Annotated in this window: 15 protein-coding genes and 1 pseudogene; 8 read left to right on the forward strand and 8 right to left on the reverse strand. The window is 64.6% G+C overall.

What is annotated here, in order from left to right; translation table 11 throughout:
• Positions 1–10: 10 nt before the first annotated feature.
• From AC1Q5W_RS08640 to AC1Q5W_RS08655, 4 genes are read right to left on the reverse strand one after another with little or no spacing between them, the layout of a single operon-like run.
• Positions 11–823 carry a carbohydrate ABC transporter permease gene (locus AC1Q5W_RS08640; RefSeq protein ID WP_492644778.1) on the reverse strand — a complete coding sequence of 271 codons (813 nt, stop codon included), beginning with the start codon at positions 821–823 and terminating at the stop codon, positions 11–13.
• Positions 816–1712, reverse strand: a complete 897-nt coding sequence (locus AC1Q5W_RS08645; RefSeq protein ID WP_492644777.1) for a carbohydrate ABC transporter permease — start codon at positions 1710–1712, stop codon at positions 816–818. Before AC1Q5W_RS08645 ends, AC1Q5W_RS08640 begins: the two co-directional genes overlap by 8 nt.
• A complete protein-coding gene (locus AC1Q5W_RS08650; protein WP_492644776.1) occupies positions 1709–2785 on the reverse strand; it encodes an ABC transporter ATP-binding protein in 1077 nt (358 codons plus the stop codon). Before AC1Q5W_RS08650 ends, AC1Q5W_RS08645 begins: the two co-directional genes overlap by 4 nt.
• 1 nt (position 2786) lies before the next feature.
• The gene (locus tag AC1Q5W_RS08655) at positions 2787–3872 is read right to left on the reverse strand and encodes an ABC transporter ATP-binding protein (RefSeq protein WP_492644775.1); all 1086 of its coding nucleotides are present in this window, start codon (positions 3870–3872) and stop codon (positions 2787–2789) included.
• A 162-nt stretch (positions 3873–4034) separates the two neighbouring features.
• On the opposite strand from AC1Q5W_RS08655, the gene AC1Q5W_RS08660 reads away from it, so the two are divergent.
• Genes AC1Q5W_RS08660 through AC1Q5W_RS08670 form a run of 3 tightly spaced genes read left to right on the forward strand, consistent with a single transcriptional unit; the run spans position 4035 to position 6756 of the window.
• The gene (locus tag AC1Q5W_RS08660) at positions 4035–4802 is read left to right on the forward strand and encodes a DeoR/GlpR family DNA-binding transcription regulator (RefSeq protein WP_492644774.1); all 768 of its coding nucleotides are present in this window, start codon (positions 4035–4037) and stop codon (positions 4800–4802) included.
• Positions 4803–4828: 26 nt separating this feature from the next.
• The gene (glpK, locus tag AC1Q5W_RS08665; protein ID WP_492644773.1) at positions 4829–6346 is read left to right on the forward strand and encodes a glycerol kinase GlpK; all 1518 of its coding nucleotides are present in this window, start codon (positions 4829–4831) and stop codon (positions 6344–6346) included.
• A gap of 5 nt (positions 6347–6351) precedes the next feature.
• On the forward strand, positions 6352–6756 hold the full coding sequence (locus AC1Q5W_RS08670; protein ID WP_492644772.1) for a YbaN family protein: 405 nt from the start codon (positions 6352–6354) through the stop codon (positions 6754–6756).
• Between the two features lie 15 nt (positions 6757–6771).
• Here AC1Q5W_RS08670 and AC1Q5W_RS08675 read toward each other — a convergent pair whose 3' ends face one another.
• Positions 6772–7437: a c-type cytochrome gene (locus AC1Q5W_RS08675; protein ID WP_492644771.1), complete on the reverse strand. Its 666-nt coding sequence runs from the start codon at positions 7435–7437 to the stop codon at positions 6772–6774.
• A 180-nt stretch (positions 7438–7617) separates the two neighbouring features.
• Between AC1Q5W_RS08675 and AC1Q5W_RS08680 the strand changes: the two genes are divergently transcribed.
• Positions 7618–8247: a glutathione peroxidase gene (locus tag AC1Q5W_RS08680; RefSeq protein WP_492644770.1), complete on the forward strand. Its 630-nt coding sequence runs from the start codon at positions 7618–7620 to the stop codon at positions 8245–8247.
• A 66-nt stretch (positions 8248–8313) separates the two neighbouring features.
• Here the strand turns inward: AC1Q5W_RS08680 and icmF are convergent, their stop codons facing one another.
• Entirely contained in the window at positions 8314–11637 is a 3324-nt protein-coding gene (icmF, locus tag AC1Q5W_RS08685) for a fused isobutyryl-CoA mutase/GTPase IcmF (RefSeq protein ID WP_492644769.1), read from the reverse strand.
• 134 nt (positions 11638–11771) lie between these two features.
• Between icmF and AC1Q5W_RS08690 the strand changes: the two are divergent.
• The 3 genes and pseudogenes from AC1Q5W_RS08690 to AC1Q5W_RS08700 all read left to right on the forward strand — a co-directional run.
• Positions 11772–12452 (forward strand): annotated as a pseudogene (locus AC1Q5W_RS08690) (MBL fold metallo-hydrolase); the annotation flags it as partial.
• On the forward strand, positions 12447–12884 hold the full coding sequence (locus AC1Q5W_RS08695; RefSeq protein ID WP_492646152.1) for a rhodanese-like domain-containing protein: 438 nt from the start codon (positions 12447–12449) through the stop codon (positions 12882–12884). The pseudogene AC1Q5W_RS08690 and the gene AC1Q5W_RS08695, both read left to right, overlap by 6 nt.
• A gap of 6 nt (positions 12885–12890) precedes the next feature.
• A complete protein-coding gene (locus AC1Q5W_RS08700) occupies positions 12891–13658 on the forward strand; it encodes a type III pantothenate kinase (RefSeq protein WP_492644768.1) in 768 nt (255 codons plus the stop codon).
• A gap of 6 nt (positions 13659–13664) precedes the next feature.
• Here the strand turns inward: AC1Q5W_RS08700 and AC1Q5W_RS08705 are convergent, their stop codons facing one another.
• Positions 13665–14861: a M20 aminoacylase family protein gene (locus AC1Q5W_RS08705; protein ID WP_492646151.1), complete on the reverse strand. Its 1197-nt coding sequence runs from the start codon at positions 14859–14861 to the stop codon at positions 13665–13667.
• Positions 14862–14913: 52 nt separating this feature from the next.
• Between AC1Q5W_RS08705 and AC1Q5W_RS08710 the strand changes: the two genes are divergently transcribed.
• Entirely contained in the window at positions 14914–17010 is a 2097-nt protein-coding gene (locus AC1Q5W_RS08710; protein ID WP_492644767.1) for a molybdopterin-containing oxidoreductase family protein, read from the forward strand.
• On the opposite strand, the gene AC1Q5W_RS08715 is transcribed toward AC1Q5W_RS08710, so the two are convergent.
• A complete protein-coding gene (locus tag AC1Q5W_RS08715) occupies positions 17003–18151 on the reverse strand; it encodes an HD domain-containing phosphohydrolase (RefSeq protein WP_492644766.1) in 1149 nt (382 codons plus the stop codon). The two genes, AC1Q5W_RS08710 and AC1Q5W_RS08715, sit on opposite strands and share 8 nt — an antisense overlap.
• Between the last annotated feature and the right edge of the window lie 3 nt (positions 18152–18154).

Raw genomic sequence — 18154 nt, forward strand, 5'->3', positions numbered from 1 at the left:
TGCGAACTCCTTAAACACGACCCATCGCGAAACCCTTCGCGATGTAGTGGCGCACAAACCAGATGACGATGGCACCCGGCACAATGGTCAAAGCCCCTGCTGCTGCCAGCGTGGCCCAGTCCATGCCCGAGGCCGACACGGTACGCGTCATAGTGGCCACAATGGGCTTGGCGTTGACACTGGTGAGCGTGCGCGCCAACAGCAGTTCCACCCAGCTGAACATGAAGCAGAAGAAGGCCGCCACGCCCACACCGGCTTTGATCAGAGGCAGAAACACCGTGAGGAAGAAGCGGGGGAAGGTGTAGCCGTCGATGTAGGCGGTCTCGTCAATCTCACGCGGAATTCCACCCATGAAACCCTCCAAAATCCACACCGCCAAAGGCACGTTGAACAGCAGATGCGCCAGCGCCACGGCAATGTGCGTGTCCATCAAACCCACGGTGGAATAAAGCTGGAAGAAGGGCAGCAAAAACACGGCCGGTGGCGTCATGCGGTTGGTCAGCAGCCAGAAGAAGACATGCTTGTCACCCAGAAAGCGGTAGCGCGAGAAGGCATAGGCTGCCGGCAGGGCCACCGTGACCGAAATGACGGTGTTGATTGCCACGTAGATCAAGGAGTTGATATAGCCCGAATACCAGGACGGATCGGTAAAGATGATTCCGTAGTTGGCCCAGGTGAAATGCTGCGGAAAAAAAGAAAAACTCGACAGAATCTCTTCGTTGGTCTTGAAGCTCATGTTGACCATCCAGTAGATGGGCAGCAACGCAAACACCAGGTACAGGCCCAGAAAAATGGAGCGCTTGTGGAAGCGGTTTTCATGCATGACCAGTCTCCTCGGCAGAATGGGTGCCTACGCTTTGCATCCAGTTGTAGAGAATGAAACACATCAACAAAATGATCAAAAAGTAAATCAGCGAGAAGGCCGCGGCCGGACCCAGATCGAACTGACCGACCGCTTTTTGGGTGAGGTACTGGCTCAGGAAGGTGGTGGCATTGCCGGGGCCGCCGCCAGTGAGCACAAAGGGCTCGGTGTAGATCATGAAGCTGTCCATGAAACGCAGCAGCACAGCGATCACCAGCACACCGCGCATCTTGGGCAACTGGATGTAGCGAAACACCGCAAACTTGGAAGCCCCGTCAATCCGAGCGGCCTGGTAGTAGGCATCGGGAATGCTGCGCAGGCCGGCAAAGCCCAGCAGCGCCACCAAAGGTGTCCAGTGCCAGATATCCATCAACAGCACCGTGAGCCAGGCGTGGGTGGCGTTGCCGGTGTAGCTGTAGTCAAAGCCCATGCGGTGCAGCATCACGCCAAAGAGGCCAATATCACTGCGCCCAAAGATCTGCCAGATGGTGCCTACCACGTTCCATGGAATCAGCAGCGACAGCGCCACCAGCACCAGAACGGCCGAGGACTTCCAGCCCTGGGCCGGCATGGACAGGGCCAGCAGAATGCCCAGCGGAATTTCCACCGCCAGCACCGCCAGCGAGAACACGATTTGGCGCAACAACGCGCCGTGCAGTTCTTCGTCGCGCATGACGGCCACAAACCATTCGGTGCCGACAAACACACGCCGCTCCGGCGAGATGATGTCCTGCACCGAGTAGTTGACCACGGTCATCAGCGGCACAATGGCCGAGAACGCCACGCACAGGATGACGGGCAGGATCAGGAACCAGGCTTTCTGGTTCACCGGTTTGTTGATGACGCTCATGGCACCAATTCCTCGTTTTTATAAAAGCAGGTGTGGGAGCTCAGCAGTTGCAACCACACCGTGGCGCCCTCTTGCAGATCGGCTACATCGGGGCTCAGTCGGGCCTTGACGGTGTGTCCATCAACGTGGGCAGTCAACATCAGGTGGGTACCAATATCCTGCAGCTTGCTCACCCGGGCCGGCACCGCACCCAGGGTCGCTTGCGGGTTCACACCCACGTATTCGGGCCGTATACCCAGCTGCAATGGACCAGTTGGCAGATGCAAGGTATCAGGCATCACCAGTGCCTGCCCGGCCACCGACAGACTGGACTGCACCACTTCGGCGGGTAAAAAGTTCATACCTGGCGAACCAATGAAGTGCCCCACAAACGTGTGCTGAGGCCACTCAAACAAAGCGTCGGCCGGCCCAACTTGTACGGCGCGACCGCGCGTCATCACCACCACCTGGTCGGCGAAGGTCAGTGCCTCCACCTGGTCATGGGTGACGTAGATCAGGGTGAGCTTGAGTTCATGGTGGATCTGCTTGAGCTTGCGGCGCAACTGCCACTTCAGGTGCGGATCAATCACCGTGAGCGGCTCATCAAACAGCACCGCCGACACGTCCGGGCGGACCAGTCCGCGGCCCAGAGAAATTTTCTGCTTGGCATCCGCCGAAAGGCCTGCTGCACGCTGGTTCAACTGGCCGCTCATGTCCAGCATCTCAGCGATCTCGCCCACGCGCTTCTGAATCTGCTCGTGTGGCACCTTGCGGTTGCGCAGCGGAAACGCCAGATTCTCGGCCACGGTCATAGTGTCGTAAATCACCGGGAACTGGAACACCTGCGCAATGTTGCGCTCCTGCGGACTGTGACTGGTCACGTCCTGCCCATCAAACAGCACCTTGCCGTGAGACGGAACCAACAGACCCGACATGATGTTGAGCATGGTAGTTTTGCCGCAGCCCGAGGGTCCGAGCAGGGCGTAGGCGCCGCCATCTTCAAACGTCATGTTCAATGGCAGCAGGGCGTAGTCACTGTCTTCGGCCGGGTTGGGCCGGTAGGCATGGGCCAAGTCAAGTTCTATACGGGCCATCTCAGTGTCCTTTGGGTCGTGCGGGCGCCACTTGCAAGGCTCCAGTTGCGTCGAATAGATAGACCTGGGCCGGGCTGAAGTACAGCTCAATCGTTGTACCTAGACCAAAGTAGTGCACCCCGGTGAGCTGGGCTACCAACTCGCCCACGGCGGTATGCACGTGCACAAAGGTGTCCGAGCCGGAAATTTCGGCCAGCTCCACACGCCCACGCAAGACGACATCTCCGGCCCGGGCCTGCACCCGCAACGCACTGGCACGCAAGCCCAGCGTGACCTCCGTAGCCCCGGTATCGGCGGCGTGTGGCCAGGCCTGCGTCGGACACTCGGGTCCGCCACGCAGACGTACGCCCTGGACGGACCGTTCAGCCAGCAGCAGATTCATCGGCGGATCGCTGAAAGCCCGTGCCACGCGCAAGGACAGGGGACGGTGAAACACCTCGGCCGTAGGGCCATACTGCAGCAGATCCCCCTGGTCCATCACCGCCGTATAGCCACCCATCAACAAAGCCTCGCCCGGCTCGGTGGTGGCATACACCACAGTGGATTCACCCGCAGCAAACAGGGAGCAGAGTTCCTCGCGCAACTCTTCGCGCAGCTTGTAATCCAGGTTCACCAAGGGTTCATCCAGCAGCATCAACGGTGCCTGCTTGACCAGCGCGCGCGCCAATGCCACACGCTGCTGCTGGCCGCCTGACAGTTCGGCCGGCAGGCGCTCCAGAAACATGTCAATGTGCAGCCGCTTGGCAATTTCGCGCACGCGCTGTTCAATGTTCGCTTCTTTTCGCAACAGCAAGGGCGACGCAATATTGCGCGCCACCGTCATGGACGGGTAGTTGATGAACTGCTGGTACACCATGGACACTTCGCGCTTGCGCACCGGGACGCCGGTCACATCTTGCCCGTTGACCAGCACGCGCCCCTGGGTAGGCGCATCCAGCCCAGCCATGATGCGCATCAGACTGGTCTTACCGGCCTGCGTCGCGCCCAGCAGCACCGTCACCGCGCCACTTTGCAAAGTCAGCCCCATGGAATGAAGCCAGGTCTCGGCGCCGACTCTCTTGCCGACGCCATCCAATACCATCTGCATCACACAACCTTTCAGCGTTTGCCGACCTCTTGGGAGGCTCAAGACAATTCGTTATCTTTCTATTGTTGTTCTTTTGGTTTCTTTTTTGATTATGGTTTTCCCTTAATGAATTCCTTTTGTTTCGATTTACAGTCACTCACCCCCGACAAAGACGCGCCCGCCATGAACTTCAATCCCCGCCAACTCAAGCTGATCGATGTGGTGCGTGCCCGTGGTTCGGTCACCGTGGAGCAGCTGGCCGAGGAGTTGTCAGTCACCTTGCAGACCGTACGCCGCGATGTGCAGCGTCTGGCTGAAGCCGGCACGTTGACGCGCTTTCACGGCGGGGTGCGGACGCCTAGCTCCACCACCGAGAACCTCGCCCACACCCAGCGTCAGGGCCTGCACGCCAAGGGCAAGGCACGCATTGCCCGGGCGGTGGCACTGCAGGTGCCTAACGACTGCTCGCTGATTCTCAATATTGGCACCACCACCGAGGCCATTGCCGAAGCCTTGCTGCACCACACCGGGCTGCGCATCATCACCAACAACCTGAACGTGGCCGCCATCCTGAGTCGCAACCCTGGCTTTGAGGTGATCGTGACCGGAGGCGTGGTACGCCCGCGCGACCGCGGCATTGTGGGCGAAGCGGCGGTGGACTTCATCCGCCAGTTCAAGGTGGACATTGCGCTAATCGGCATCTCGGGCATCGAGTCCGACGGTTCTCTGCGTGACTACGATTTCCGCGAAGTGAAGGTAACGCAGACCATCATCGAACAGGCGCGCGAAGTCTGGCTGGCAGCGGATTCCAGCAAGTTCAACCGCCCCGCCATGGTGGAGGCTGCCACCCTGCGCCAGATCGACCGCCTGTTCACCGACACAATGCCGACCGAACCCTTTCCTGCGCTGCTCGACGATGCGGGCGTGCGCCTGCACATCTGCCTGGATTAAGGCCCCTCTTTTTTGGAATTCATCCCATGACGTACCTGCTGGCACTTGACCAGGGCACCTCCAGTTCACGCAGCATCGTGTTTGATCCGCATGGCCACATCGTCGCCATGGCCCAACAGGAGTTGCCGCAAATTTACCCGCGGCCCGGCTGGGTGGAGCACGATCCGCTAGACATCTGGCGTACGCAATTGGCCACCGCCCGCGAGGCACTGGCCAAGGCACAGCTCAGCCCGCGCGACATCCACGCCATCGGCATTGCCAACCAGCGCGAGACCACGGTGGTATGGAACCGCAAGACCGGGCAACCTATCCACAACGCCATCGTCTGGCAGGACCGGCGCGCCGAGCCCGCCTGTGTGCAGCTGCGCGCTGAGGGCAAAGCTGCAACGATCCAGGCCAAAACCGGTCTGCTGGTGGATGCCTATTTCTCGGGCACCAAGCTGCAGTGGCTGCTGGACCACGTTCCCGGCGCTCGGGCCCAGGCCGAAGCCGGCGAGCTGGCCTTTGGCACGGTGGACAGCTGGCTGGTGTGGCAGCTCACCGGTGGCAGCGACGAGTGCACGCGCGCCCAGGCCGTGCACGCCACCGATGTGAGCAACGCCTCGCGTACCCTGCTGTTCAACGTGCACACCAACCAGTGGGACAGCGAGTTGCTGCAGCTGCTGGACATCCCCGCCAGCCTGCTGCCGCAGGTGCGTCCGTCCAGCGCCGACTTTGGCAGCGTGCAGCCCGGCCTGCTGGGCACGGCCCTGCGCATAGGCGGTGTGGCCGGCGACCAGCAGAGCGCCCTGTTTGGCCAGGCCTGCTTTACTGAAGGCATGGCCAAGAACACCTACGGGACCGGCTGCTTCATGCTGATGCACTCCGGCAAGCGCTTCCTGACCTCGCACAACGGCCTGCTCACCACCAGCGCGGCCCAGCCGGGGCACACGCCGGAATTCGCCATCGAAGGCAGCGTGTTCGTCGGGGGCGCGGTGGTGCAGTGGCTGCGCGACGGACTGCGCGCCATACAGGCCAGCGGCGAGGTTCAGGCCCTGGCCCAGAGCGTGCCGGACGCCGGCGGCGTGATGATGGTTCCGGCCTTCACCGGGCTGGGCGCGCCCTACTGGAACCCGGAGGCCCGGGGCACCATCACAGGCATCACGCGGGGCACCACGGTGGCCCACATTGCCCGTGCGGCGCTGGAGAGCATTGCGTTCCAGAGCGCCGCCCTGCTCGACGCCATGGGCCGCGATGCCGTGGCTCACGGCGGGCGGCCGGTGAGCGAACTGCGGGTGGATGGCGGCGCCTGCTCCAACGACTTGCTGATGCAGTTCCAGGCCGACCTGCTAGGCCTGCCGGTGGTGCGCCCGGCGGTCATCGAAACCACGGCGCTGGGGGCGGCCTACCTGGCCGGCCTGTCCACCGGACTGTATGCCGGCACCGACGAACTCAGCGCCCAGTGGCGTGCGGAGCGCACCTTCCACCCCACCCTGGCCCGCAGCCAGGCGCTGGAGCGCATGGCGCAGTGGGAACACGCCGTGCGTCAGGCCACCGCCGCGTAACACCCATGGACAAGCATTCACCTGCACGCAACCGCACTGCCTGGCACCGCCATCTGGTCCTGCTGGCCTGGCGGGCGCTGGCCTTGCTGTGCGTGGTGCTAGCCGGCATCGGTGTCGTGCTGCCCGGCTTGCCCACGGTGCCGTTCCTGCTGGTGGCGGCCTGGGCCGGCGGCCACGGTTGGCCCCGGCTGGAGCGCTGGCTGCTGGCCCACCCCCGGCTGGGGCCGCCCATCCACCGCTGGCGCGCGCACGGCGCCGTGCCCCGGCGTGCCAAGTGGTTTGCCTCCAGCATGATGGTGGTCAGCACCGTGGTGATTGCGCTGTCGGCCGCGCCCCTGGCGGCCAAGCTGGGGGTGCCGGGCGTGATGCTGGTCACCGCCATCTGGCTGTGGCGGCGCCCCGAGCGCTGAGGCGGCTAAGGCCGCTTACTTCATGGACGAGACGTAAGCCACCACGGCCGCAATGTCGGCGTCCGACATCTGGCGCGTGTTGGCCGCCATCAGGGCGTCCTGGCGGATGCTGGAGCCGTCGCGGTAGCGCTTGAGCGTGAGGTTCAGGTAGTTCGGCTGCTGACCGGCGATGCGCGCAATCTTCTCGTTGCCGCGGCCGTCGTCGCCATGGCAGCGGAAGCAGATCTTGCCGTAGTACTCCCGGCCCTTGTTGACCAGTGCGGTGTCGGCCACCGGCTTGTGAATGACTTCCTGCTTGGCATAGAAGACGACCATGCCGATCTTTTCGTCCGGGTTCAGCGCCCGAATCAGGCGTTCCATGAAGTCGTTGCGGCGCCGGCCATCGGCGAACTGGTGCATCTGCTCCAGCAGGTACGAGGGGTTCTGGCCCGCCAAGTTGGGGATGTCGGGCTTGACGCTGTTGCCGCCGTCGCCATGGCAGTTGGCGCAAAACGCGGCCACCTTGGAGCCGGCCTTGTAGCTGGCTTCGAACTGGCGGGGGTTGCCCTCCACTTCCTTGAGGCGGGCACTCAGGTCCACATTGGCCGTCGCATGGCTCTTGGCCACCTGTGCGGATGCCGAGAAACTGACGAACACCGAAACCACCACGGCAGCCAGAGCTACCGGAATCCGCTTTGCCATAGCCATTACCCACATGAAAGATAGGGAAATTTTAGTCGCCAGCCGCCAAAATGGTCCGTTTTTACCGCCCAAAATCTTGATTCACATCAAGAAACAGGGCTGGCCCGGCGCGCAGCGAGGCAGGCCAACCCGCTACACCCACTGCCCCGAGGGTTATCGGCATCGCACGACACTGGAGGCATGCAACACCGCTCCACCCTCAGCAAACGACCTGCCCTGGCACTGGCCCTGTGCGCCTGCCTGACCTGGGCCAGTGCCGCCCAGGCGGCCGATCCGAAACCCGCTGCGGCGCCCGCACAGCCCCCTGCCGCGGCAGCCCCAGCCTGCCCCGCCTTGCTGCGCCACACCTTCCCGCGCCTGCAGGACGATGCGCCGCAGAACCTGTGCCAGTACACCGGCAAAGTGCTGCTGGTGGTGAATACGGCCAGCTACTGCGGCTTTACCAGCCAGTACGAAGGGCTGGAGCAGCTCTACGCCCGTTTTCAAGGCAAGGGGCTGGTGGTGCTGGGCTTCCCCAGCAACCAGTTCGGCAGCCAGGAGCCCGGCTCGTCCAGAGAGATTGCCGACTTCTGCTTCAACACCTACGGCGTGAAGTTTCCCATGTTCGCCAAATCCGACGTGCGCGGCGACAACGCCAATGCCCTCTACGTGGAACTGGCCCGCGCCACCGGAACCACACCGAAGTGGAACTTCTACAAGTACGTGGTGGACCGCTCGGGCCAAGCCGTGGACAGTTTTTCCAGTCTGACCACGCCCAACGATGGCAGGTTGGTCAAATTATTGGAGAAATTGCTCGCCAGCCCTCAATAAGGCTGCGCAGCTTGCTCCTTTTTCAGGAGCAACACCAGCACAGCCGCGGAACTGGCGACGAGCCCCTTACATGTTACGTCGGTACTGGCCACCCACCTCGAACAGGGCATTGGTGATCTGACCCAGCGAGCACACCCGCACGGCGTCCATCAGCACCTCGAACACGTTCTGGTTGTCGATGACAGCCTGCTGCAGGCGCTTGAGCGCGGCGGGCGATGCGCTGGCATGGCGGGCATGGAAGTCGGCCAGGCGCTGCAACTGGCTCTGCTTTTCCTCATCGGTCGAGCGGGCCAGCTCCAGCTTGTCCAGCACGGCGTCACCATGCGGATTGCGGAAGGTGTTGACGCCGATGATGGGCAGCTCGCCGGTGTGCTTGAGCATCTCGTAGGTCATGCTCTCGTCCTGAATCTTGCCGCGCTGGTAGCCGGTCTCCATCGCCCCCAGCACGCCACCGCGGTCGGCAATGGCCGTGAACTCGGACAGCACGGCTTCTTCCACCAGCTCGGTCAGCTCTTCGATGATGAAGGCACCCTGGTTGGGGTTTTCGTTCTTGGCCAGGCCCCACTCGCGGTTGATGATGAGCTGGATGGCCATGGCACGGCGCACCGAGTCTTCGGTCGGCGTGGTGATGGCCTCATCGAACGCGTTGGTGTGCAGGCTGTTGCAGTTGTCGTAGATGGCGATCAGCGCCTGCAGCGTGGTGCGGATGTCGTTGAACTGGATCTCCTGCGCGTGCAGTGAGCGGCCCGAGGTCTGGATGTGGTATTTGAGCTTCTGGCTGCGCTCGTTGGCGCCGTATTTCTCTTTCATGGCCACGGCCCAGATGCGCCGCGCCACGCGGCCCATCACGGTGTATTCGGGGTCCATGCCGTTGCTGAAGAAGAAGCTCAGGTTGGGTGCAAAGTCGTCAATGTGCATGCCGCGCGCCAGATACGCCTCCACCAGCGTGAAGCCATTGGACAGCGTGAACGCGAGTTGGCTGATGGGGTTGGCACCGGCCTCGGCAATGTGGTAGCCGCTGATGGACACCGAGTAGAAGTTGCGCACGTTGTGGTGCACAAAGTATTCGGCAATGTCGCCCATCACCTTCAGTGAAAACTCCGTGGAGAAGATGCAGGTGTTCTGGCCCTGGTCTTCTTTCAGGATGTCGGCCTGCACCGTGCCGCGCACATTGGCCAGCACCCACTCCTTGATCTTGGCGGTCTCGGTGTCCGTGGGTTCGCGGCCGTTGTCGGCCTGGAACTTCTCCAGGTTCTGGTCGATGGCCGCGTTCATGAACATGGCCAGGATGCTCGGCGCCGGGCCGTTGATGGTCATGGACACGCTGGTGGCGGGGTGGCACAGGTCGAAGCCGCTGTACAGCACCTTGAGGTCATCCAGCGTGGCAATGGAGACGCCCGAGTTGCCGACCTTGCCGTAGATGTCCGGCCGCGGGTCGGGGTCGTTGCCATAGAGCGTGACCGAGTCGAAGGCCGTGGACAGGCGCTTGGCCTCCATGCCGCTGGAGAGCAGCTTGAAGCGGCGGTTGGTGCGGAAGGCATCGCCCTCGCCGGCGAACATGCGCGTGGGGTCTTCGTTTTCGCGCTTGAAGGCGAAGGTGCCGGCGGTGTAGGGGTAGCTGCCAGGCACGTTGTCGAGCATCAGCCACTTCAGGATTTCACCGTGGTCCTCGTAGGTGGGCAGCGCCACCTTGCGGATGGTCGTGCCGCTCAGGGACTGGGTGGTGAGCGCGGTGCGGATTTCCTTGTCGCGGATTTTCACCACGTACTCTGCGCCAGCGTAAGCCTGCTGCATGGCGGGCCACTGGGTCAGCAAATGGCGTTCGGCGGTGCCCAGGTTCTGCTCGCGCTGCGCGGCCAGGCCGTCCAGTGCCTCCACGGCACCCGCCTGCGCGGCATCCGACGCCTGCAGCATGCGCCCGGATGCGCGCAGTTGCTGAATCTCGCGGGCCAGCCGCGCCTGAGCGCGGGCACGGGTCTTGTAGCCGCGCACGGTGTCGCTGATTTCAGCCAGGTAACGGGTGCGGGCCGCGGGCACCACCGGCGTCTGGTTGCTGCTGTGGCGCACGGACACCACGGGCAACTGCCCCGGGCCGCTGACGGGCAGACCCAGCTCCTGCAGCCGTGGCAGCAGGGCCTGGTACAGGGCGGTCGCGCCGTCGTCGTTGAAGCGCGCGGCCATGGTGCCGAACACCGGCATCTGGTCGGGCGGGGTGGTGAAGGCCTCCTTGTTGCGCTGCACCTGCTTGGAGACATCGCGCAGCGCATCGCTGGCGCCCTTGCGGTCGAACTTGTTGATGGCCACGAACTCGGCAAAGTCGAGCATGTCGATCTTTTCCAGCTGGCTGGCGGCACCGAACTCGGGGGTCATCACGTACAGCGGCACGTCCACCAGCGGCACGATGGCCGCGTCGCCCTGACCGATGCCCGAGGTTTCCACCACGATCGCGTCAAAGCCCGCCACCTTGCAGGCGGCAATGACATCGGGCAGGGCAGCACTGATTTCGGAACCGAAGTCCCGGGTGGCCAGGCTGCGCATGAAGATGCGCTGGCCGTTGTCGTCGGCGCCGGTGCGTGGGGTCTGCGCCCACGGACCAATGGCATTCATGCGGATACGGTCACCCAGCAAGGCGCCACCGCTCTTGCGTCGGGACGGGTCGATGCTGATGACCGCAACCCGCAGGCGGTCGCCCTGGTCCAGGCGCAGACGGCGGATCAATTCATCCGTCAGCGAGGATTTGCCCGCACCGCCGGTTCCCGTGATGCCCAGGACCGGAATCTTCTTGCCCGCCGCCTGTGCGCGCAGCACGGGACTCAGCGGGTGCTGCGCCCCCAGGGCCTCCAGCCCCGTGATGAGTTGCGCCAGCGCGCGCCACGCCTGCGGGGTCTGCCCCACGATGGCATCGACCGTGCTGGGCGCCAGCGGGGTCAGGTCCCGGTCGCAACGCATCACCATTTCGCCGATCATGCCGGCCAGGCCCATGCGCTGCCCGTCTTCCGGGCTGTAGATGCGGCTTACCCCATAGGCCTGCAAATCGGCAATCTCGCTGGGCACGATCACGCCACCGCCACCGCCGAACACTTGAATGTGCGCGCCGCCACGGGCCTTGAGCAGGTCCACCATGTACTTGAAGTACTCCACGTGCCCGCCCTGGTAGGAGCTGATGGCAATGCCCTGGGCATCCTCCTGCAGGGCGGCGGTGACCACTTCGTCCACGCTGCGGTTGTGGCCCAGGTGGATGACCTCGGCCCCCATGCCCTGCAGGATGCGGCGCATGATGTTGATGGCCGCGTCGTGCCCGTCAAACAGGCTGGCGGCGGTGACAAAACGCACCTTGTGCGTGGGCCGGTAGTTGGCCAGGGCCTTGAATTCAGCGGACAGGTCGGTCATGGCGTCTCCTTTGCTTCACCACGCAGGCCTGCGCGGTTGACGTTTACGTAAACGTCAACTTTAAACCATTTAGCCCAACGCCGGCTTACGCCGGCCAAATCCTTTACAGTCAAGGCCGTTCCAGCGAGGATGCCATGCAACCGATACAGCTTTTTGACCCGGCGTCGAGCACCTTCACCTACGTGCTCTTTGATGAAACCACGCGCGACGCCCTGATCATTGACCCGGTCGACGAGCAGCTTGAGCGCGACCTCTCCGTCCTGCGCCAATACGGGCTGCGGCTGCTGTGGGCCGTCGAGACCCACGCCCACGCCGACCACATCACCAGCGCGGCTCAGCTGGCCGAACATACCGGCGCCAGAACCGCAGCCCCCCGGGCCTGCGGCATCGACACCGCCGCCGTGCAGCTGGCCGACGGCGACACCCTGCGCTTCGGCTCCGAAGTGCTCACGGCGCTGCACACGCCCGGGCACACCGCCGGCAGCATGAGCTACCTGTGGCGCAACCACGTGTTCACCGGCGACACCCTGCTCATCAATGGCTGCGGCCGCACCGATTTCCAGTCGGGCAGCGCCGAGGCGATGTACCACAGCCTCACGCAGGTTCTCTTTACCCTGCCCGACGCCACCACGGTATGGCCGGGCCATGATTACCATGGCCGCACCCACTCCAGCATCGGGGCGGAGAAGAGCAGCAACAGCCGAGTGGCCGGCAAGACGCTGGCCGAATTCATCGCCACCATGCAGGCGCTGAACCTGCCCAAACCCCGGCGCATCGACGAAGCCGTGCCGGCCAACCGGCTGTCGGGCCTGCGCCACGACGCCCACGAAGGCCAGACGCCCACCGTGCAGGCCGCCACCGGCTACGCCGGCGATGTGCCGGCGGCGCTGGCGTATGCGTGGTGGCAGGCCGGGGACGCCGTGCTGGTGGATGTGCGCACCGATGCCGAACGCGAGTGGGTCGGCTTTGTGCCGGGCGCCGTGGCACTAGCCTGGAAGCAGTGGCCCGGCATGGCGATGAACCCCGATTTCGACGCCGGCCTCCGCGCCGCCGTGCCCGCCGGCAAGAAAGTCGTGCTGTTATGCCGCAGCGGTGTGCGCTCGGTGGCCGCTGCCAGGCGCGCCACGGAACTGGGCCTGGAGGCCTACAACATCCTGGAAGGGTTTGAAGGCGACCCCGACACGCACGCGCACCGCGGCAACAAGGGCGGCTGGCGCATGCGCGGCCTGCCATGGCGACAGGGATAATCGGGCATGACTTTTCTGGCCCTGGATATTGGCAACACGCGCCTGAAGTGGGCGCAGTACGCATCCCCCCACCCCGAGGCCGCCCTGCTGGCCCAGGGCGCGGAGTTCCTGGAGAACATCGACAAGCTGGCCGAAGGCGCCTGGGGCAGCCTGCGCGCCCCGACCCACATGCTGGGGTGCGTAGTGGCCGGCGACGCCGTGAAACGCCGCCTGCAGGAACAGATGGAACTGTGGGACGTGGCACCGCAATGGGTAGTGGCCAGCGAAGCCGAGGCCGGCCTGCGCAACGGCTACGACCACCCCACCCGCCTGGGTGCGGACCGCTGGGTGGCCATGATCGGCGCCTACCACCGCATGCTGTCGCAGGGCGCACCCCGCCCCATGGTGGTGGTGATGGTCGGCACGGCCGTGACCGTGGAAGCCGTCAGTGCCGAAGGCAAATTTCTGGGCGGCCTGATCCTGCCCGGGCACGGCATCATGCTGCGTGCCCTCGAATCGGGCACCGCCGGCCTGCACGTTCCCACCGGCGAAGTGCGGGAATTCCCCACCAACACCAGCGATGCCTTGACCAGCGGCGGCACCTACGCCATTGCCGGCGCGGTGGAGCGCATGGTGCAGCATGTGCGCGCCCACTGTGGGGCCGATCCCAAATGCATCATGACCGGCGGCGCCGGCTGGAAGATGGCCCCCAGCATGGTGGGGCCGTTCGAGCTGGTGGATAACCTGATCTTTGACGGCCTGCTGCAACTGGCCGCGCGCCGGTTTGCCCGCTGAACCGGCTTACGCGGCGACCGGCGCCAGCCAGGTCTCGGCCAGACGCACCCAATAGGTGGCTCCCAGCGGAATCAGCTGGTCGTTGAAGTCGTAACTGGGGTTGTGCAGTGTGCAGGGGCCCCCGCCGTGGCCACGGGTGCGGTGCGCCCCGTCGCCATTGAAAATGAAACCGTAGCAGCCCGGTTTTGCCTGCAGCATGTAGGCAAAGTCTTCGGCCCCCATGGTGGGCTCCTGCTCCCGCACGCGGGCTTCGCCCACAATGCCGGCCATCACGCGCCGCGCCACCTCCACCGCCGACTCTGAATTGATGGTGGGCGGGTAGTTGCGCACGAACTCGAATTCGCACACCATGCCAAATGCGGCGGCGGTGTGCTGCGCGATCTCCCGCATGCGCTGCTCAATCAGGTCCAGCACGTCCAGCGTGAAGGTGCGCACCGTGCCGCGCAACTCGCAGCTGTCGGGAACGACATTGGTGGCCTCGCCCGCATGGATCATGGTGACGGACACCACACCGGCATCAATAGGCTTGAGGTTGCGACTGACGATGGTCTGGAAGGCCTGCACCATCTGGCAGGCCACGGGCACCGGGTCTTGCACCGTATGGGGCATGGCGGCATGCCCGCCCTTGCCACGCAGGGTGATGGTGAACTCGTTGCTGGACGCCATCACCGGCCCGGCGCTGGCGGCGAACTGGCCCGCTTCACCGCCCGGCCAGTTGTGCATGCCGAACACCGCCTGGACCGGGAACTTCTCGAACAGGCCGTCCTTGATCATTTCGCGGGCACCGCCGCCGCCTTCCTCTGCCGGCTGGAAGACCAGGTAGACCGTACCGTCGAAATGGCGGTGGGTGGACAAGTACTGCGCGGCGGCCAGCAACATGGCGGTGTGGCCATCATGGCCGCAGGCGTGCATCTTGCCGGTGTGCTGACTGGCGTGGGCGAAGGTATTGAACTCCTGCATCGGCAGCGCGTCCATGTCGGCCCGCAGGGCAATGGCACGGTCCGAGGTACCGGCCTTGACCACGCCCACCACCCCGGTGGTCCCCAAGCCGCGGTGCACCGGGATGCCCCACTGCGCGAGCCGGCTGGCGACCACGTCGGCCGTGCGCGTTTCCTGGAAACACAGCTCGGGGTGTGCGTGCAGGTCGCGGCGGATCGCGGCCATTTCGGGCGCCGCGGCCACAATGGCCTCAATCAGGTTCATGGCTATCGGTTTCATGCCACATTATTGCGCTGCAGGCTTTACCATTGCTGCCATGCATGACTCAAACCCGACTTCAGCGTCTGGAGCCCCCCGGGAGGTCCTGGGTGCCTGCCCCCACGATTGCCCCGACACCTGCTCGCTGGTGACCACTGTGCAGGACGGCGTCGCCATCCGGGTCGCCGGCAATCCGGCCCACCCCCACACCGGTGGCGTGCTGTGCACCAAGGTGTCACGCTACCCCGAGCGCACCTACCATCCTGAGCGCGTCCTGCACCCCCTCAAGCGCACGGGCCCCAAGGGGTCGGGGCAGTTCGAGCGCGTCAGTTGGGAAGCGGCGCTGACCGACATCGCCCGCCGGCTGGGCGCCATTGCCGCCCGGGGTCCGGACGCCGCGCAGGCCATCCAGCCCTACAGCTACGCCGGCACCATGGGACTGGTGCAGAGCGAGAGCATGGCCTCGCGTTTCTTCCACGCGCTGGGGGCGTCTTTTCTCCACCGCTCCATCTGCGCCACCGCCGGCGGCGAGGGGCTCGCCCAGACCCTGGGCGGCAAGGTGGGCATGCGGGTGGAATTCTTTGCCGAAGCCAAGCTCATCCTGATCTGGGGCAGCAACTCCATCACCAGCAACCTGCATTTCTGGCGCTACGCCCAGCTTGCCAAGCGCAACGGCGCCAAGCTGATCTGCATCGACCCGCGCAAATCGGAGACGGCCGACAAGTGCCATGAGCACATTGCGCTGCTGCCCGGCACCGACGCCGCACTGGCCCTGGCGGTGATGCACGAGCTCATCGTGCACGACTGGCTCGACCACGATTACCTGGAGCGCCACACCCTGGGCTGGGACGCCCTGCGGGAGCACGCACTGCAGTGGCCTCCCGCCCGTGCCGCCGCCGTGTGCGGCATTTCCGTGGAACAGATCACCTCGCTGGCACGGGACTACGGCGCCTGCCAGCAGCGCGGGGAGCCCGCCGCCATCCGCCTGAACTACGGCATGCAACGCGTGCACGGCGGGGGCAACGCAGTCCGTGCCGTGGCCTGCCTGCCGGCCCTGATCGGCGCCTGGCGCCACCGTGCTGGTGGACTCCTGCTGTCGAGCTCCGGCAGTTTCGCACCCGACAAGACGGCGCTGCAGCGTCCGGACCTGCTGGCCGGGCGCATGCCGCGCACTGTCAACATGGTCACCATCGGCGACGATCTGCTGCGCCCGGCCTCCCCCGCTTGGGGACCGGCCATTGAGGCCCTGGTGGTGTACGACAGCAACCCGGTGGCCGTGGCGCCCGAATCCGCCAAGGTGGCCGCCGGCTTCGCCCGCGAAGACCTGTTCACTGTGGTGCTGGAACACTTCCAGACCGATACGGCCGACTACGCCGACTACATCCTGCCCGCCACCACCCAGCTGGAGCACTGGGACATCCACACCAGTTACGGCCACACCGATGTACTGCTGAACCGCCCGGCCATCGCTCCGCGGGGCGAGGCCAAGCCCAACACGCAGATCTTTCGGGAACTGGCCGCCCACATGGGGCTGACCGACCCCTGCTTTGCGGAAACGGACGAAGCTCTATGCCGCGCCGCATTTGGCGCGTCGGTCGACTTTGAACTTTTGCTGCGCCAGGGCTTTGCCCCCCAGTCCCTGCCCGAAGCGCCGTTCGCACAGGGCGGCTTTCCTACTCCGTCAGGGCGTTGCGAATTTTTCAGCACGCGCCTGCAGGCCCAGGGGCTCGACGCCCTGCCCAGCTATGTCCCCAACCATGAAGCCGCTGGCACGTCGGCCGCGTACCCGCTGGCCATGATCTCGCCACCGGCGCGCAACTTCCTCAACTCCAGCTTTGTCAACGTGGCGAGTCTGCAGGAGAGCGAGGGTGAGCCCATCCTGGAGATGCACGCCAGCGACGCCCAGGTCCGGGCCATCCAGTCCGGCGACGTGGTGCGGGTATTCAACCGGCGCGGCGAGTACCGCTGCAAGGCCGTGGTGTCCGCACGCGCCCGCCCCGGCGTGGTCAACGGCCTGGGCGTATGGTGGCGCAAGCTGGGACTGGCCGGCACCAATGTCAACCAGCTCACCAGCCAGGCGCTGACCGACATGGGCCAGGGCCCCACGTTTTACGACTGTCTGGTGGAGGTGGCGGGCGTGCCGGCCCTCAGGTAGCCGCGGCCATGGCCATGTACTCCGCCTTCTTGGCGATATCGAGGTCGGAGTCCGCGAAACGCTCGGCAATATCGCGGAACTCGTTGGCGATGGCCAGGAAGGCATCCACCACGTCGGGGTCGAAGTGCCGCCCCTTGCCCGCCAGGATGATCTCCACCGCCTTTTCGTGGGACATACCGTTCTTGTACACGCGCCGGCTGATGACGGCGTCGTAGACATCTGCCAGGGCCATCAGACGGGCAGAAATCGGGATGGCCTCGCCGGCCAACCCCTGCGGGTAACCCGTGCCGTCCCACTTCTCCTGGTGGGAATAGGCAATTTCCTTGGCGATGGAGAAAAAATCCAGCTTGCATCCGAGCAGGTTCTCGGCGTATTCGATGGCGTCGCGCCCCAGCGTGGTGTGCGTCTTCATGATTTCCATCTCGTCCGGCTCGAACCGCCCGGGCTTGAGCAGGATGCGGTCCGGGATGCCCACCTTGCCGATGTCGTGCAGGGGGGCTGACTTGTACAGCAGCTCGATGTTGTGCGCCGTCAGGAAACGGGAAAACCGCGGGTGACTCTTCAGGTGCACCCCCAGGGCGCGCACATACTGCTGCGTGCGGCGGATGTGGTTGCCGGTTTCGAAGTCGCGCGTCTGGGCCAGCGAGGTCATCGCCAGCATGGTGGCGTGCTGGGTGATGGCAATTTCCTCCGACCGGTGGTCGACCACTTCCTCCAGCCGCTCGTTGATCATGCGCACCAGGTGCACGCTGGAGTGGTGGGCCAGTTGCACCTTGACGCGGGCCTTGAAGATTTCCGGGTGGATGGGCAGCGGAATGTATTCGTTGGCCCCGCTCTGGAAGCCCTGGAGTTCCTCCTCGGCGGTGCGCCCGCCACCAAACAGCAGGACCGGAATATTCGAGGTCGTCATCGAACATTTCAGCTGGCGGCACAGCTCGCACGCGTTGCCGTCCTCCGGGTCGGCGCTGAGCAGCACCAGGTCCAGCGGCCGTCGCTCGCGCGCCGATTGCAGCAGGTGGTCTTCATCGTGCACCACGGAGATGGCACACACGTCCCGCAACAGCGACGGCACCCACGCCAGACGGGCGCCGGGGTTGTCCAGCATCACGGCCTGGGGTTTGGTATTGGGAAACAGATCCATAGA

It is taken from the genome of Rhodoferax sp. MLSD5-FHT05B10 (genome assembly GCF_058793415.1).

Excerpts from the sequence above, each read along its gene's own strand:
- AC1Q5W_RS08710 (WP_492644767.1), top strand. The coding sequence starts at position 14,914 with ATGCATGACTCAAACCCGACTTCAGCGTCTGGAGCCCCCCGGGAGGTC.
- AC1Q5W_RS08660 (WP_492644774.1), top strand. The coding sequence starts at position 4,035 with ATGAACTTCAATCCCCGCCAACTCAAGCTGATCGATGTGGTGCGTGCC.
- icmF (WP_492644769.1), bottom strand. The coding sequence starts at position 11,637 with ATGACCGACCTGTCCGCTGAATTCAAGGCCCTGGCCAACTACCGGCCC.
- AC1Q5W_RS08645 (WP_492644777.1), bottom strand. The coding sequence starts at position 1,712 with ATGAGCGTCATCAACAAACCGGTGAACCAGAAAGCCTGGTTCCTGATC.
- AC1Q5W_RS08675 (WP_492644771.1), bottom strand. The coding sequence starts at position 7,437 with ATGGCAAAGCGGATTCCGGTAGCTCTGGCTGCCGTGGTGGTTTCGGTG.
- AC1Q5W_RS08705 (WP_492646151.1), bottom strand. The coding sequence starts at position 14,861 with ATGAACCTGATTGAGGCCATTGTGGCCGCGGCGCCCGAAATGGCCGCG.
- AC1Q5W_RS08655 (WP_492644775.1), bottom strand. The coding sequence starts at position 3,872 with ATGCAGATGGTATTGGATGGCGTCGGCAAGAGAGTCGGCGCCGAGACC.
- AC1Q5W_RS08650 (WP_492644776.1), bottom strand. The coding sequence starts at position 2,785 with ATGGCCCGTATAGAACTTGACTTGGCCCATGCCTACCGGCCCAACCCG.
- glpK (WP_492644773.1), top strand. The coding sequence starts at position 4,829 with ATGACGTACCTGCTGGCACTTGACCAGGGCACCTCCAGTTCACGCAGC.
- AC1Q5W_RS08700 (WP_492644768.1), top strand. The coding sequence starts at position 12,891 with ATGACTTTTCTGGCCCTGGATATTGGCAACACGCGCCTGAAGTGGGCG.
- AC1Q5W_RS08680 (WP_492644770.1), top strand. The coding sequence starts at position 7,618 with ATGCAACACCGCTCCACCCTCAGCAAACGACCTGCCCTGGCACTGGCC.
- AC1Q5W_RS08640 (WP_492644778.1), bottom strand. The coding sequence starts at position 823 with ATGCATGAAAACCGCTTCCACAAGCGCTCCATTTTTCTGGGCCTGTAC.
- AC1Q5W_RS08670 (WP_492644772.1), top strand. The coding sequence starts at position 6,352 with ATGGACAAGCATTCACCTGCACGCAACCGCACTGCCTGGCACCGCCAT.
- AC1Q5W_RS08715 (WP_492644766.1), bottom strand. The coding sequence starts at position 18,151 with ATGGATCTGTTTCCCAATACCAAACCCCAGGCCGTGATGCTGGACAAC.